Below are 14,009 nucleotides of genomic sequence, written 5' to 3'. Positions count from 1 at the left end.
GGTACGTAGCGTCGATCGCATCAGGTGAATACCATCTGACGGATGACGGGTGTGAGCGACGGACGCCCCAGATGGTTCTCCCGTCGTGGGTATGTCCCGACCGGGGCCGTGGTCGTGACGATGTCCCTGCTGGCCCTGGGGTGCCTGGCCGCGCCGGTCCTCTACCTGCGACACCAGGCGCAGCAGGCGGTGGCTCCGGTGGACGAGCGCAGAGGGCAGGCGGAGCAGGCCGTCGCCGAGCAGGTAGAAGACTTCGCTGCGGCGGTCGCGGCGGAGGGTGGTGAAGACCTTCCCGACCTTCGCATCGACCAGCTTGCCACCGAGCGAGACACCACGGTGCGGCAGATCATCCGTGACCCACCGGGGGACGCCACGCTGGTCCTGGTCGTCGATTCCCAAGCGAGGTACAACAGCTTGCTGAACCACAGCGCGGTGGTGGACGCCTGCTACGAGCTGGTCTTCTCGCCAGCCGCCGCAGTTGACGCCGCCGCTGAGTGGACGGTGGCGGCGGTGGACCCGTGTCCGTCCACGCAACGCCGGCCGGAGCCGTCTCCCGCCCCCTCCTAGCCGCCTGCTGGTAGTCTCGGCCGCCGGTTGAGCTGGACGAGGGGCGTGTGGTGGTGAGCGAGCAGAGCGAGACCGAGCTGCAGTCGGAGGTGCTGGAAGATCTCCGGGGCGCCCGGCACTACCGGCGGTGGCTGGTGCGGCTGGCCGCGCCGTACCTCGGGGATTCCCCGATCGAGATCGGCAGCGGGATCGGTGACTACGCCGCTGAGTTGGCGGTCGGGCGGGAGAGTTACACCGCCACCGAGTACGACCCGCAACGGTTCGCGGTGCTCGCCGACCGGTTCGCCGACCACCCGGTGATCAACGCCCGGCGGCTGGGGTTGCCCACCGACCAGACCGGCGGTTACAGCGGCGCGGCGATGTTCAACGTGCTGGAGCACATCGAGGACGACAGCGCCGCGCTGCGCAGCCTCGCCGGGCTGGTCCAGCCAGGGGGTGCGGTGGTGGTCTACGTTCCCGCGTTCAACGGGGCGATGAGCCGCTTCGACCGGATGATCGGCCACTACCGGCGGTACACCAAGCGCAGCCTCGCCGCCACCATGACCGCGGCCGGGCTGCGGGTGGAGCGGCTGCACTACGTCAACTCGGTCGGCCTGATCTCCTGGTTCCTGCTGATGCGCTGCCTGCGGATGGTGCCGCGGGACACGCTGGCGCTGCGCTGCTACGACGCCACGGTGATCAGGTCGGTCTCGTGGCTGGAGCGGTTCCTGCGGCCACCGTTCGGCCAGTCGGTCTTCGCGGTGGGCCGGGTACCTGAGCGCCGATCATGAGCGTGTAAGCAGACACACCGCGCGTTTCTGTCAACACGCTCATGATCGGCGGGCACCCCGGTAACCCTGATAGCGTCAGCGCGTGGTGACCGGCCCCGATCAACCCCCGTCAACCTCCGCGCACGCCGGCCGGCGGCGTCCCGCGGTGGATGCCCCCAGCCGCAGCGACCGGTTCGTCGGCGGGCTCGCCGAGCTGATCGGCGGCCGGCTCGGTGATCATGCCGTGCCGGAGCCGGCCGGCGGCCGGCCGGGCCGGTTCTGGAGCGCCGGCCGGATCGTGCTCGCCCTGACCTGCCTCACCCTGGTGGCGCACTGGTTGCAGAAGTCGCCGTGCCGGCAGGGCGAGACCTGGGTGCTCTCCGGCCAGCTGTCCCAGTTCTGCTACAGCGACATCATGGCGCTCTACGGCGCCGAGGGCGGGCTGAGCCAGGGCGGACTGCCCTACCTCGACTATCCGCTGGAGTACCCGGTCCTCACCGGCTATCTGATGAGCCTGGTCGGCTGGCCGGTCAATCAGCTCGGGGCAGCGTTCGGGATCAACGAGTTCACCTGGTTCTACGACGGCAACGCGCTGCTGCTCGGGATCTGCGGCGTGGCGAGCGTCGCCCTGCTGCTGTCGCTGCGGCGACGCCGGCCGTGGGACGCGATGCTCTTCGCCGCGTCGCCGGCGCTGCTGCTCAGCGCCACCGTCAACTGGGACCTGTTGCCGATCGTGCTCGCCGTCGGTGGGCTGCTCGCCTGGGCCCGGCGGCGGCCGGTGCTCGCCGGGGTGCTGCTGGGGCTCGGCACCGCGGCGAAGCTCTGGCCCGGTTTCCTGCTCCTGCCGTTGATCGTGTTGGCGTTGCGGACCGGCCGGCACCGCCCGGCGTGGCTGGCGGTGGCGGCGGCGGTCGGCGCCTGGGTGGCGGCGAACCTGCCCGCGGTGGTGGGGGACTATCTGCGCAACGGCAGCATCGACAACTGGCTGCAGTTTCTGCGGCTCAACACCGACCGGGCGATCGACTGGGGCACCTTCTGGTATGTCGGCCAGTATCTCGACCGGCAGCTGCTCACCGGCCCGGGCCCGTTCCAGTGGCTGGGTGCCAACGTCGACCCGCATCTGAACTGGCTCACCTATGGCCTGTTCGCGCTGTCCTGCGTCGGGGTCGGGGTGTTGGCCTTGAAGGCACCGCAGCCACCTCGGGTGGCGGCGCTGGCGTTCCTGACCGTGGCGGCGTTCCTGCTCTTCAACAAGGTGTGGTCGCAGCAGTTTGTGTTGTGGCTGCTGCCCCTGGTGGTGCTGGCCCGGCCCCGGTGGGGGGCGTTCCTGGCCTGGCAGGCGGCGGAGGTGGCGTACTTCTTCACTTTCTACGGGCAGCTGCTGCGTGGGGTGGGCGACGCCGGGCGGCCAGAGGGCCAGTTCGTGATGCCGGAGGGGTGGTTCATCCTCGCCGCCACCCTGCGTTGGGGGACGGTGGTGCTGCTCTGCGTGTACATCATCCATGACGCGCTGCACCCGCGCGACGACGTGGTGCGCCGCAGCTACCGCGACGACCCGGCCGGCCCGGACCCGGAAGGTGGTGTCTTCAACGACCCGCCCGGCGGGTCGTCACGGACCGTCCAGGTGGAACAGCACCACCCCGTCGACATCTTCTCGCGCGACCCCCAGCTCCTCCCCGGTCTCCAGCAGGACGTCCTCCCACGGGGTGTCCACGATCCGGTCCGGCAGGACGACCACCGTCGCGACGCCGAGTGACCGCAGGTGCGAGACGCTCTCGTGGTCCGGGAAGGACTGGGTGACCTGCCGGGTCTCATACAGGGTGGCCGGGGTGAAGCCGGAGCCGCCGTTGACCACCGGCTCGAACCGGTCGGTCGACCAGAGCATCACCAGCTGGTCGGTGTCCTGGTTGGTGGGCAGCACCAACACCGGGCTGGCCACGGTGGCCAGCGGGGCCGGCGGGCGGGGCACCACCTCATGCGGCGTGGTGTTCAACCCTTCCAGCAGTACGAGCATGACCGGGACCAGCGCGGCGAACCGCAGCCACGGCCCCGGGGTGGCGGAGCCGTTGCGCACCAACGAGAACTCCCGGGACCGTTCCCGGAAGGCGGCGAGCGCGCCCGCGGCCAGGATGCCGAGCAGCAGCGTGATCCAGATGATCAGCCGACCGGGGGTGCGCAGCGCGTCCCAGCCAGGCAGGAACTCATGCAGCGGCCGGTAGAGCAGGCCGTCGAAGAACTCGGTGCCCATAGCCAGCAGCACGGTCACCACCACGCCGGCCGCGAGCGCCACCCGGACCCGCAGCGACCAGACCGAGAACCACACCCCGGCGGCGGCCAGGCCGAGCAGGGCGAACCCGGGCAGCAGCGCCATCTCCGGCGGCCAGCTGACCAGGTCCCGGCTGGGGGCGTGTAGCGCCCCCCACAACCAGGACTCCTCCGGTGCGGTGAAGAAGCCGCGCAGCGGTGGCGAAAAGTCGTAGAGCACGTTGAAGTTGCGGCGGGCCTGCGGGTGGGCGTCGACGACCGCCAGGTACGGCAGCGCCATCAGCACCGCCACGGCGGCGAAGACCGCACCACCGATCAGGTTCGCCACCACGATCCGCCGGATCCGCTGTCGGGGGCGGCGTCGGATCCGGCGGATCAGCCAGGTGATCCCCACCGCGGCGCACACGCCGAGCAGCACATAGGCGAACGGGAGCCCGATCCCCCAGCCCAGGCTGATCTGCCAGGCGGCGACCAGCCAACCCGCGATGATCCACCCCGGTCGTACCTTGCGAGGGGTGAACCCCTTGCGTCGCAGGGTCCAGCCGTGCCCGCGGGCCAGCATCGCCAGCGCCAACGCGATCGCCCCGGTGGAGAGCACGTGCAGGTGGCCCGCCTGGGCCAGCCGCCAGGGCGCGTACGCGAAGGCGAGCGCCGGCACCAGCGCGGCGATCCGGTCCACCCCGAGCTGCCGGGCCAGCGCGTAGGCGCCTACGAAGGCGAGCGCGTGCACCAGCACGTACATGATGTTGTAGCGGACCAGTGCGGCCTCCGGCCCGTCCCCGATCATGCCGGCCGGGGCGTACCCCAGCAGTGTGTCGGTGAAGACGTAGCTCCACCGGTCGGGGAAGAACGCGTTGCCGTGCCACAGTGAGCTGGGATCGTTGAGCAGAATGTGGCCGGGCCAGGCGAGCATCCAGGAGACCAGCGTGGGGTCGCCGAGGTCCTGCGGCAGGGTGTAGGCGGGGTACCGGAGCGCCGGCCAGGTCAGCAGCACCGCCAGGGCGAGCGCGCCGGCGCAGACCAGGGTCCACTCGTGGCCGAGTACGCCGCCGACCACGCCGGCGGCGCGGCGGATGCGGCCCGGGCGGCGCTCCGGGGTGGGCGCGAAGGCTGCCCACCGCTCCTCGGCCGGAACCTCCTCTGGTTCGGCGGCCTCGGCGGCCTCATCGGTTTCGGTGGTCTCGGCGGGCCCAGCGGTCTCGTCGGTCCCAGCGGTCCCAGCGGTCTCGGCGGTGTCGTTGGGCTCGGCGGCCTCGTCGCTCCCAGCGGGTTCGGCGAGGGGTTCGGTGGTGGGTTCGGGGTCGTGCTGTTCGGTCGTGGCCATGGCGGGTGACCCTCAGCCGGCGAGTTGGGTTCGCAGGAACGCGATGTCCGCTGCCTGGCCGGCCTCGCCGCCGGGAGTCTCCACCACCACCGGTGCCTGCGCCGCCCGCACCACCGCGACCACCAGCTCCGGATCGAGCTGGCCCTGGGTCAGGTTGTCGTGCCGGTCGCGGCGCGAGTCGAACGGGTCACGGGAGCCGTTGGCGTGCACCAGGTCGATCCGGCCGGTGATCGCCTTCACCCGGTCGACCAGGTCGAGTAGGGCTTCGCCGCCCGCGTGGGCGTGGCACGTGTCGAGGCAGAAGCCAGCCCCGAGCGGCCCCACCACATCCCACAACCGGGCCAGCGCGTCGAGGCTGCGAGCGCAGGCGTTGTCGCCGCCAGCGGTGTTCTCGATCAGCACCGGCAGCGGGAACCCGCCCTGGTCGGCGGCGTAGGCGAAGGTTTTCCGCCAGTTTTCGAACCCGGCTGCCAGGTCGTCGCCCTGGTTGACGTGGCCGCCGTGGACCACCAGCCCCAGGGCGTTCACGGCGGCGGCACCGTTGGCGTGGGCGAGCAGCAGCTTGCGGCTGGGGATGCGGACCCGGTTGTTGAGGGTCGCCACGTTGATCCGGTATGGCGCGTGGATGACGATGTCGACCTCGGCGGTCCGCAGCGCCTCGGCGTCGGCCCGCGGTTTGGGGTCCTCCCAACCCTGTGGGTCGGTCAGGAAGAACTGGACCACCTCGGCTTGGCGGGCGGCCGCGTCGGCGAGCGGGTCGGCCCGCTCGACATGGGCACCGATGCGCATGGGCTCCAACCCTATCGAGCCGCCGCGTCACCGGCGCGGGTGGCATCTCGTTGTGCCGGATGAGTCCAGGACGTTCCATTCCGGCCCGACCGCGCGCCGGGAGCGCAGACCCTGGGGGGCTGAGAGAAGGATGCCATCACCATTGCCATCGGCCCGGGCGCCGCGCCGGGGCCTCGCTGTCGTTGCCGCCGCCGCCCTGGTCGGGGCGCCGCTGCTGACCAGTTCGGTGGCGGGCGCCACCGGGGCAGCCGAGCCGGTGGCTGACCAGCCGCCGGTTATCACCTTCACCGGCGGCTGCGGGCTGCTGGGGATCGGCGGTATCTCGACTCCGGACGTGGCCACGGCCCAGGTAACCGCCGGCTCGCAGCTGCGGTTCGGCAACCAGCTCGGCCAGCGAGCCACGGTCTGGTTGGGTGAGCAGCCGGAGGCTTCGGTGCCGGCCGGTGGTACGGCGGATGTGACCTTCTCCGAGGTGGGCACAGTGCCGGTGAGTATGCAGATCAGCTGCCTGATCGGCAAGCCGGTCGGCGAGGTCACGGTCGATGTGGTGCCGAAGGGTACGCCCTCTGCCGGCCCTCCCTCTGCCGGTCCTCCCTCTGCCAGCCCGCCGTCCGCTAGCCCGCCGCCGGCGAGTGGCCCACCGGGTGGCATCGGCACGCCGACCGAGTCGGCCGGTGCTGGTGCGGGGGACGGTGTCGCCCCGCCTGAGAGCGGGTCCGCCGAGAACGGGTCCGCCGAGGGCGGGGGCGACTCGCCCAACGGTGGCGGCTCCGCGGCGTCGCCGGACGGGCCGGGTGCCGCGCCGCCGGCGAATTCGGACGGTAACCCCGGCGGCGGCCAGCTCGACTCGCCGGCCGATGGCCCGATGAGCGAGCCCGGCGGCGCGGAGCCGGCGCCGGACCGGTCGTCCGCCGTCGAGGGTGGCGCGGAGCTTGAGGAGGCGGCTACGGTTAATCCGCCGAATGCGGGCCAGTCGGGTGACATGGCGCCGGCTTCGCGGACCCGGGGTGACGACGGGCTGATCGGGTTGCTGGCGCTGGTCGCGACGATTTGCCTGGTGGGTGCGTCGGTGGGGGCGGCCCGGGTGCTCGTTAGTCGGCGCGTCAGCGCGGCAAAATGGGCATAGACTGCCTAAGGCGATAAAATACATATAAGCCCCGCGGGGCGCCAGAGGTCCATCCTCGTCGGTGTGGTCGTTCCTCCCCAGGTCCCACCCAAAAGAAGTGGATCCGGCGCCCCGCGGTCATCATCCGCGCGCTACGATGGCACGCGGCCTGGTGTAATCACCAGGCCGCACGCATGACCCTCCTGCCACGGACGGACCGTGGCCGCTGAGCCCACAGGAGGTGAGTGAGTCTTGCGTCATTACGAAGTCATGGTGATCCTCGACCCGAGCCTGGAGGAGCGGACGATCTCCTCGTCGCTCGAGAACTACCTGAAGGTCATCCGCAACGCGGGCGGCTCGGTAGAGAAGCTCGACGTCTGGGGCCGCCGCCGGCTGGCCTACGAGATCAACAAGAACACCGAGGGGATCTACGCGGTCATCGACCTGCAGTCCACCTCCGAGGCGGTAGCCGAGCTGGACCGTCAGCTGCGGCTGAACGAGTCCATCCTGCGCACCAAGGTCCTTCGGCCCGAGGTCCACTGACCAAGGTCACTGACCAAGGCCGACGTCCGTGTCGTACGGGCGTGACACTCTGCTGGCGAGTCCGAGACCCGCCAGTGAGGCAGGAGCAGTAACCGAGGAGAGGCAGCCATGGCAGCTGGAGACACCAACATCACGCTGATCGGCAACCTGACCGACGACCCGGAGCTGCGGTTCACCCCCTCCGGTGCGGCGGTGGCCAAGTTCCGGGTCGCGTCCACCCCCCGCTATCTAGACAAGCAGAGCGGTGAGTGGAAAGACGGCGAGGCGCTGTTCCTGACCTGCAACGTTTGGCGGCAGGCGGCGGAGCACGTGGCCGAGTCGCTGCAGCGCGGCTCCCGGGTCATCGTCTGGGGGCGGTTGCGGCAGCGGACCTACGAGACCCGTGAGGGCGAGAAGCGCACGGTCTTCGAGGTCGAGGTCGACGAGATCGGCCCGTCGTTGCGGTACGCCACCGCCAAGGTGCAGAAGATGTCCCGCTCCTCGGGTGGCGGCGGCGGCGGGTTCGGTGGCTCCGGGGCGGCTAACGACGACCCATGGGCCTCGGCGACCCCGGCCGCTCCGGCCGGCGCCTCCGCGGGCGGCGGCTACCAGGACGAGCCACCGTTCTGAGCCGCGCCCGGTGCGTGAGCGACCCTGGATAGGTTTCGAGCAGCAACTGGAGAATGAAGACAATGGCCAAGGCTGCGGCGGTACGCAAGCCGAAGAAGAAGGTGAACCCGCTCGATAAAGAGGGGATCACCTACATCGACTACAAGGACACCGCGCTACTGCGGAAGTTCATCTCGGACCGGGGCAAGATCCGTGCCCGCCGGGTGACCGGAGTGACCTCCCAGCAGCAGCGGCAGATCGCCCGGGCAGTGAAGAACGCCCGCGAGATGGCGCTGCTGCCCTACACCACCACCACTCGCTGACCGGAGGCCCTGATGAAGATCATCTTGACCCAAGAGGTGTCGGGTCTGGGTACCCCCGGTGACGTGGTGGAGGTCAAGGACGGTTACGGCCGCAACTACCTGCTACCCCGGGGGTACGCGATCCGCTGGACCAAGGGTGCGGAGAAGGAGGTCATCTCCATCCGCCGCGCCCGCGCCGCCCGGGAGATCCGCGACCTGGACCACGCGAACGAGATCGCGCAGCAGCTCTCCGGGCTGAACGTGAAGCTCTCCGCGCGGGCTGGTTCGGGCGGGCGACTCTTCGGCTCCATCACCCCGGCGGAGATCGTCGACGCGGTGAAGGCGGCCGGCGGCCCGTCGCTGGACCGGCGGCGCCTGGAGTTGCCGAGCCCGATCAAGTCGACCGGCTCCCACCACGTTCGGGTGCGGCTGCACCCGGAGGTGGTGGCGAAGTTCGACGTCGCTGTCCTGCAGAGCAAGTAACCCACGCCGAGCAGCGCCCGGAACCGGCGGTGCCGCCCCTGGCGGCACCGCCGGTTCCGGCGTTTCCGGCCCGCTCGGTCAGCGCCCCGCTCGATCCGTGACCGGCGCAGTTGGCCGCCCAGTCAGCGGGCTGTTCAGTTCAGCGCGCTCACCAGCAGCGTGGTGACGCCCGCGCCGATCACGCTCGCAGCGAACGCCACCTTGTAGCTACGCCAGGTGACCGCGATGTAGCGGATCCCCAGCGCCAGCAGCAGGGCGGCGCCGAGCGCCACCACCACCGCCGGCAGCACGTTCAGCAGGTTCGTCACCGCCTGCGCCCGTGGCCCCGGGCACGGCCCACCCGCCACATCGACGCACCCCGGCCGGGGCGTGGTGCTGAGCGTCGCCGCCCACCCGAGGTAGACCAGCAGCGGCACCAGGAACGCCCCCAGCGTCCACAGCAGGGTTCCCAGGAGCCCGGGCCGGGCCGGGGCCGCCTCGTCGACCGGCTCCACCGGTGACTCGCTCAGCGGCTCCGCGACCGTAGCGGCGGCGCGAGCGCCCGCCGCTGCTACGTGCGGCTGATGGTGGCGCTGCTGGGCCGGGTACGCCTGCTCCTCGTACCGATGTTCTTCGTACCGGTGGTCTTCGTACCGCTGGTCTTCGTAACGCTGCTCCGGGTAAGCCGGGCTCGGATACTGGTGACCCGCGTACTGCTGGCTCTCGTACTGCTGGCGCTGGCGCGCCTGGTCTTCGTACCGCTGGTCTTCGTAAGGCAGATAGCTGGGTTCCGGGTCCTGCTCCGGCGGCGTCGGCGGTCGATTGGTGCGCCACGCCCAGCCTGGTTCGGCGACCGGCTCGGCGGGCCCGATCGGTGGCTCGGCGGCGGGTGTCGGTGGTGGCAGGTACGGCGGGAACGCTGGCCGCTGGTCGGCCTCGGGCACACCCCACTCGCCAGCCGGCTGCTCCGGCGGCGTAGGTGAGGATCCCGGCCAGCGGTCGTCCACCGCCGCAGCGTGGCCGATGTCACCACCGGTCCGCCATCGGCCGGACAGCCGGAGTTGGTCGGCGGATTACTGGCCGGCCGGACTAGTTTCTTCTCCCCACACCTTGGGGACAATGTCTGCCCAGCTCAACCGAGAATTGCACGGTTGTCCCCAACAGTTGTCCACAGGCTGTGCACAGCTCTACGCACATGCTTTCCCGGGGCTGTCCACAGGTTTCCCCCAGACTCATCCACCGGGGATGGTTGAAGGTCGCGCCCGACCCGCCTACCGTGGCTGCCCGGGGATCAGTGGGCCGTGCCTGGCCGCCGGACCGGCTCAAGACGGCTTCGGTCGAGGGCTGGCGCCGGAGGTGGCGACGACTGTCGGACGGTCCTGAGATGGTTGCCGGCGACACAGCGGAAGGGGGGCCGGGGTGTCAGTCACCGAAGAGCTCACGGCACCGGCGGCTACTCCGCCGGCCAGTGACGGCCAGTTCGACCGCTCGCCGCCGCAGGATCTGGCCGCCGAGCAGAGCGTGCTCGGCGGGATGCTGCTCTCCAAGGACGCCATCGCCGATGTGGTGGAGATCCTCCGCTCCAACGACTTCTACCGGCCCGCCCACGCCACCATCTTCGACGCGATCCTCGACCTCTACGGGCGCGGTGAGCCGGCCGACCCGGTGACCATCACCGCGTTCCTCACCAACGCCGGGACCATCGGCCGGGTCGGCGGCATGTCGTACGTGCACGACCTGGTGCACACCGTGCCGACCGCCGCCAACTCCGCGTACTACGCCCGCATCGTCGCCGAGCGGGCGGTGTTGCGCCGGCTGGTGGAGGCCGGGACGAAGATCGTCCAGCTGGGGTACGGCGCGGCGGCCGGCGCCGGCCGCGATGTCGAGGACGTGGTCGACATCGCCCAGCAGGCGATCTACGACGTCACCGAGAAGCGGACCACCGAGGATTACCAGGTCCTCGCCGAGGTGCTGCAGCCTACGCTGGACGAGATCGAGGCGATCGGCGCCCGCGACGGCGTCATGACCGGCGTCCCCACCGGCTTCGCCGACCTGGACACGCTGCTCAACGGGCTGCACCCGGGCCAGCTGATCGTGGTCGCCGGGCGACCGGGCCTCGGCAAGTCGACGGTGAGCCTCGACTTCGTCCGGCACGCCTCGATCCGCGCCGGCCTAGCTGCCGCGGTCTTCTCGCTGGAGATGAGCAAGGTCGAGATCGTCATGCGGGTGTTGTCGGCCGAAGCCCGAGTGCCGCTGCACGTGCTGCGGTCCGGCCAACTCTCCGACGACGACTGGACCAAACTGGCCCGCCGGATGGGCGAGATCAGCGAAGCTCCGCTCTACGTGGACGACACCCCGAACATGACCCTGATGGAGATCCGTGCCAAGGCCCGCCGGATGCGGCAGCGGTTCGACCTGAAACTGCTGGTCATCGACTACCTCCAGCTGATGAGCTCGGCGAAGCGGACGGAGAGCCGGCAGCAGGAGGTGTCGGAGCTCTCCCGTGGCCTGAAGCTGCTCGCCAAGGAGGTCGACTGTCCGGTGATCGCGGTCGCCCAGCTCAACCGGGGGCCGGAGCAGCGGACCGACAAGCGGCCGCAACTGTCCGACCTGCGGGAGAGTGGCGCCATCGAGCAGGACTCCGACGTGGTGCTGCTGCTGCACCGGGACGACTACTACGACAAGGAGTCGCCGCGGGCGGGTGAGGCCGACTTCATCGTGGCCAAGCACCGGAACGGCCCGACCGACACCATCACCGTCGCCGCCCAGCTGCACTTCTCCCGGTTCGTAGACATGGCCATCGGCTGACCGTTGGTCGATCCGTCGCCCACGCTGCCTCCGGGGAAAAGAGTGACCAGCACGTTCGAATGGCGCGGCCGCTTCGGCAACTCCGAGCTGAACGAGCTGCACAGCGCGTGCTTCGACCATCCGGTCCGCGGGTCCGACTGGTGGGGGCGGGTCAGCCGGCACAGCCTCGGCTGGGTCTGCGCTCGGGAGGCGACGCTGCGACTGGTGGGCTTCGTCAACGTGGTGTGGGACGGCGCCGACCACGCCTTCCTCCTCGACACTATGGTCGCGCCGGATGCGCAACGGCGGGGTATCGGCGTCCGCCTGGTCACAGCCGCCACCGACGGTGCCCGGGATGCCGGCTGCGCCTGGCTGCACGTCGACTTCGAGCAGCAGTTGCGGGACTTCTACCTCGATGCCTGCGGGTTTCGGCCGACCGCGGCCGGGCTGATCGCGCTGTAGCGAAAGCCCGCCCCGCTGACCCAGCTTGGTGGGCTGAGTGGTTGATCAACTAACCTGTGAATCGGGTCAAGCATGGCGAATCAGGCGCCACTCAGCCCACCAAGCTGCGGTCCACCACAGGGCCTCAGCTCATCAAGCTGCGGTGGGGCGGCGGCCTGGGTGCGGGCGGCGTCGAGCAGCTCCGCCACGGGGGTCCCGGTCTCCGTCGCGAGCGCCAGGGCGTCGTCGTACTCCGGTTGCACGGTCACCAGCGTGCCGTCCAGGTAGCCCCGCTTCACCCGGACCGTGCCCTGCGGCAGCGCCACCGACACCTGGTCGCGGCGCAGCGCCCGGCGCGCCACCGGCTGCAGCCGCACCCCCAGGGTGGTGGTCTGCTCGAAGACGATCCGGCAGGCGAGGTCGACCTGCTCCGGCGAGACCAGCACCGTCAACACCTGACCAGGTCGACCCTTGCGCATCAGCGCCGGGGTGCACCAGGCGTCCGCAGCCCCGGCGGCGCGCAGCTGCGCCAGCAGGTCCGGCCAGATCCGCGGATCGAGATCGTCCACTGTGGTTTCGAGCTGCACCAGCTGCTCTTCCCGCCACGGCTCCGGGGTGGCCGCGGCGGCCGCGTCACCCAGCAGCACCCGGACCACGTTGGGGTGGCTCGGCGGATCGGCGCGGCCGGCGCCGACCCCGACCGCTCGCAGCCGGCCCGCCGGCATCGGACCCCAGTCGGTGGCGAGCGTGGCGAGCAGCGCCGCCCCGGTCGGCGTACACAGCTCCCGCTGGGCCGGGTGGGCGGCGACCGGGGCCGCCGCCTGGGCGAGCAGCTCCGCCACTGCCGGGGGCGGCACCGGCAGCCGGCCGTGGGCGGCGTTGATGGTGCCGGAGCCGACCGCGACCGGGCTGACCACCCGCGGGCCCACCGTCGCTGGGTCGAGCAGGCCCAACTGGTCGAGGGCGAGCGCGCACCCGACCACGTCGGCGATCGCGTCCAGCGCCCCCACCTCGTGGAAGTGGATCGCGTCGACGTCGACGCCGTGCACCCGCGCCTCGGCCTGCCCGAGCCGGCCGAACGTCGCCACCGCGAACTCGGTGACCGCAGCCGGCAGGTCGGCGGCGCGGATCACCTCGATGACGTCGCCGAGCCCGCGGTGCACGTGGCTCGCCGGCGCGTCGATGGTCACGGCCGCCGCCCGGAAGCCGTGCCGGTGTACCTGCTCGACGGTGACCTCGACCCGCTCCACCGGCAGCCGGGCCAGGCCGGCCCGCACCGCCTCGAGGTCCGCGCCGGCGTCGAGCAGCGCCGCCAGCAGCATGTCGCCGGCGGCGCCGTTGCCCGCGTCGACCCACAGGGTCTTCACCGGTCACCTCCGCCGACGCTCTGGCGGGCGATCCGGGCGGCGGCGACCCCGGCGCCGAACCCGTTGTCCACATTTACTGTCACCACGCCGGGGGCGCAGCTGTTCAGCGTCGCCAGCCAGGCGGTGAGCCCGTCCAGGTGCCAGCCGTAGCCGACGCTGGTCGGCACCGCGATCAGCGGGGCGCCGATCAGACCACCGATCACCGACGGCAGCGCCGCCTCCATGCCGGCGACCGCCACCACCACCTCGGCGGCGGCGAGCTCGGCGCGGCGGGAGAGCAGCCGGTGCAGCCCGGCCACGCCCACGTCGACAATCTGGTGCGGGGTGGCGCCGAAGACCCGTACCGTGGCGGCGCATTCGCGCACCACCGGCAGGTCGGCGGTGCCGGCGGCGACCACCGCCACCCGCCCGCGGGGCGGCACCGGCCGGCCGAGGGTCGCCACCCGTCCCAGCTCGTCCAGCTCCGCCTCCGGCAGCTCGGTGCGGCACCGCGCCAGCGCCTCGTCGGTCAGCCGGGTGGCGAGCACCGCGCGGCCGGGGTGGGCCTGGTGCAGCGCCCGCAGCGCACCGACGACCTGTCCGGGTGTCTTGCCGCCACCGTTGACCACCTCCGGGTCGCCGGTGCGGCCGGCGCGGTCCACGTCGAGCTGCGCGAAGCCGAGATCCAGGACCGGCTCGGCGACCGGGTACGGTTCGGACATCGACACCTCCTCGCGATCG

The 14,009-nt window shown here is 71.3% G+C and carries 14 protein-coding genes; 10 read left to right on the top strand and 4 right to left on the bottom strand.

Translation table 11 applies throughout. The features are described from left to right. The first annotated feature begins 42 nt into the window (after positions 1 to 42). From JQS43_RS25815 to JQS43_RS25805, 3 genes are all read left to right on the top strand, one after another. A complete protein-coding gene (locus JQS43_RS25815; protein WP_239676955.1) occupies positions 43 to 567 on the top strand; it encodes a hypothetical protein in 525 nt (174 codons plus the stop codon). A 50-nt stretch (positions 568 to 617) separates the two neighbouring features. Next, positions 618 to 1,337 carry a class I SAM-dependent methyltransferase gene (locus JQS43_RS25810; RefSeq protein WP_420847628.1) on the top strand — a complete coding sequence of 240 codons (720 nt, stop codon included), beginning with the start codon at positions 618 to 620 and terminating at the stop codon, positions 1,335 to 1,337. An 82-nt stretch (positions 1,338 to 1,419) separates the two neighbouring features. Then, positions 1,420 to 3,072, top strand: coding sequence for a glycosyltransferase family 87 protein (locus JQS43_RS25805; RefSeq protein WP_420847627.1), 1,653 nt, complete (start codon positions 1,420 to 1,422; stop codon positions 3,070 to 3,072). 1,845 nt (positions 3,073 to 4,917) lie between these two features. Here the strand turns inward: JQS43_RS25805 and JQS43_RS25800 are convergent. Next, on the bottom strand, positions 4,918 to 5,694 hold the full coding sequence (locus JQS43_RS25800; RefSeq protein WP_239676953.1) for a deoxyribonuclease IV: 777 nt from the start codon (positions 5,692 to 5,694) through the stop codon (positions 4,918 to 4,920). A 130-nt stretch (positions 5,695 to 5,824) separates the two neighbouring features. Here JQS43_RS25800 and JQS43_RS25795 point away from each other — a divergent pair, with 130 nt between their 5' ends. From JQS43_RS25795 to rplI, 5 genes are all read left to right on the top strand, one after another. Then, positions 5,825 to 6,820, top strand: coding sequence for a hypothetical protein (locus JQS43_RS25795; protein ID WP_239676952.1), 996 nt, complete (start codon positions 5,825 to 5,827; stop codon positions 6,818 to 6,820). Between the two features lie 231 nt (positions 6,821 to 7,051). Continuing rightward, the gene (gene rpsF / locus JQS43_RS25790; RefSeq protein WP_239676951.1) at positions 7,052 to 7,342 is read left to right on the top strand and encodes a 30S ribosomal protein S6; all 291 of its coding nucleotides are present in this window, start codon (positions 7,052 to 7,054) and stop codon (positions 7,340 to 7,342) included. 108 nt (positions 7,343 to 7,450) lie between these two features. Next, positions 7,451 to 7,951: a single-stranded DNA-binding protein gene (locus JQS43_RS25785; protein ID WP_239676950.1), complete on the top strand. Its 501-nt coding sequence runs from the start codon at positions 7,451 to 7,453 to the stop codon at positions 7,949 to 7,951. 62 nt (positions 7,952 to 8,013) lie between these two features. Beyond that, complete coding sequence (rpsR, locus tag JQS43_RS25780) at positions 8,014 to 8,253, top strand: 30S ribosomal protein S18 (protein ID WP_239676949.1); 240 nt, start codon at positions 8,014 to 8,016, stop codon at positions 8,251 to 8,253. A 12-nt stretch (positions 8,254 to 8,265) separates the two neighbouring features. After that, the gene (gene rplI / locus JQS43_RS25775; RefSeq protein WP_239676948.1) at positions 8,266 to 8,715 is read left to right on the top strand and encodes a 50S ribosomal protein L9; all 450 of its coding nucleotides are present in this window, start codon (positions 8,266 to 8,268) and stop codon (positions 8,713 to 8,715) included. Between the two features lie 134 nt (positions 8,716 to 8,849). On the opposite strand, the gene JQS43_RS25770 is transcribed toward rplI, so the two are convergent. Continuing rightward, the gene (locus JQS43_RS25770) at positions 8,850 to 9,701 is read right to left on the bottom strand and encodes a hypothetical protein (RefSeq protein WP_239676947.1); all 852 of its coding nucleotides are present in this window, start codon (positions 9,699 to 9,701) and stop codon (positions 8,850 to 8,852) included. 412 nt (positions 9,702 to 10,113) lie between these two features. Between JQS43_RS25770 and dnaB the strand changes: the two genes are divergently transcribed. Beyond that, positions 10,114 to 11,502 (top strand): replicative DNA helicase, encoded by a 1,389-nt coding sequence (gene dnaB / locus JQS43_RS25765; protein WP_239676946.1) that lies wholly within the window; start codon positions 10,114 to 10,116, stop codon positions 11,500 to 11,502. Positions 11,503 to 11,544: 42 nt separating this feature from the next. Then, complete coding sequence (locus tag JQS43_RS25760) at positions 11,545 to 11,943, top strand: GNAT family N-acetyltransferase (protein WP_239676945.1); 399 nt, start codon at positions 11,545 to 11,547, stop codon at positions 11,941 to 11,943. An 80-nt stretch (positions 11,944 to 12,023) separates the two neighbouring features. Here the strand turns inward: JQS43_RS25760 and larC are convergent, their stop codons facing one another. Both larC and larB read right to left on the bottom strand, forming a co-directional pair. Continuing rightward, a complete protein-coding gene (larC, locus tag JQS43_RS25755) occupies positions 12,024 to 13,289 on the bottom strand; it encodes a nickel pincer cofactor biosynthesis protein LarC (RefSeq protein WP_239676944.1) in 1,266 nt (421 codons plus the stop codon). After that, positions 13,286 to 13,990 carry a nickel pincer cofactor biosynthesis protein LarB gene (gene larB / locus JQS43_RS25750; protein ID WP_239676943.1) on the bottom strand — a complete coding sequence of 235 codons (705 nt, stop codon included), beginning with the start codon at positions 13,988 to 13,990 and terminating at the stop codon, positions 13,286 to 13,288. Before larB ends, larC begins: the two co-directional genes overlap by 4 nt. Positions 13,991 to 14,009 lie beyond the last annotated feature (19 nt).

This window comes from Natronosporangium hydrolyticum (assembly GCF_016925615.1).
Lineage (GTDB): Bacteria > Actinomycetota > Actinomycetes > Mycobacteriales > Micromonosporaceae > Natronosporangium > Natronosporangium hydrolyticum.
The sequence above is the reverse complement of the archived record's forward strand: the minus strand, read 5'-3'. Positions and strand labels throughout refer to the sequence as shown.

What these genes read in the sequence shown, in the direction of transcription:
- rpsR (WP_239676949.1), top strand. Translation starts at nt 8,014, where the DNA reads ATGGCCAAGGCTGCGGCGGTACGCAAGCCGAAGAAGAAGGTGAACCCG.
- larB (WP_239676943.1), bottom strand. Translation starts at nt 13,990, where the DNA reads ATGTCCGAACCGTACCCGGTCGCCGAGCCGGTCCTGGATCTCGGCTTC.
- rplI (WP_239676948.1), top strand. Translation starts at nt 8,266, where the DNA reads ATGAAGATCATCTTGACCCAAGAGGTGTCGGGTCTGGGTACCCCCGGT.
- JQS43_RS25815 (WP_239676955.1), top strand. Translation starts at nt 43, where the DNA reads ATGACGGGTGTGAGCGACGGACGCCCCAGATGGTTCTCCCGTCGTGGG.
- JQS43_RS25785 (WP_239676950.1), top strand. Translation starts at nt 7,451, where the DNA reads ATGGCAGCTGGAGACACCAACATCACGCTGATCGGCAACCTGACCGAC.
- JQS43_RS25800 (WP_239676953.1), bottom strand. Translation starts at nt 5,694, where the DNA reads ATGCGCATCGGTGCCCATGTCGAGCGGGCCGACCCGCTCGCCGACGCG.
- JQS43_RS25795 (WP_239676952.1), top strand. Translation starts at nt 5,825, where the DNA reads ATGCCATCACCATTGCCATCGGCCCGGGCGCCGCGCCGGGGCCTCGCT.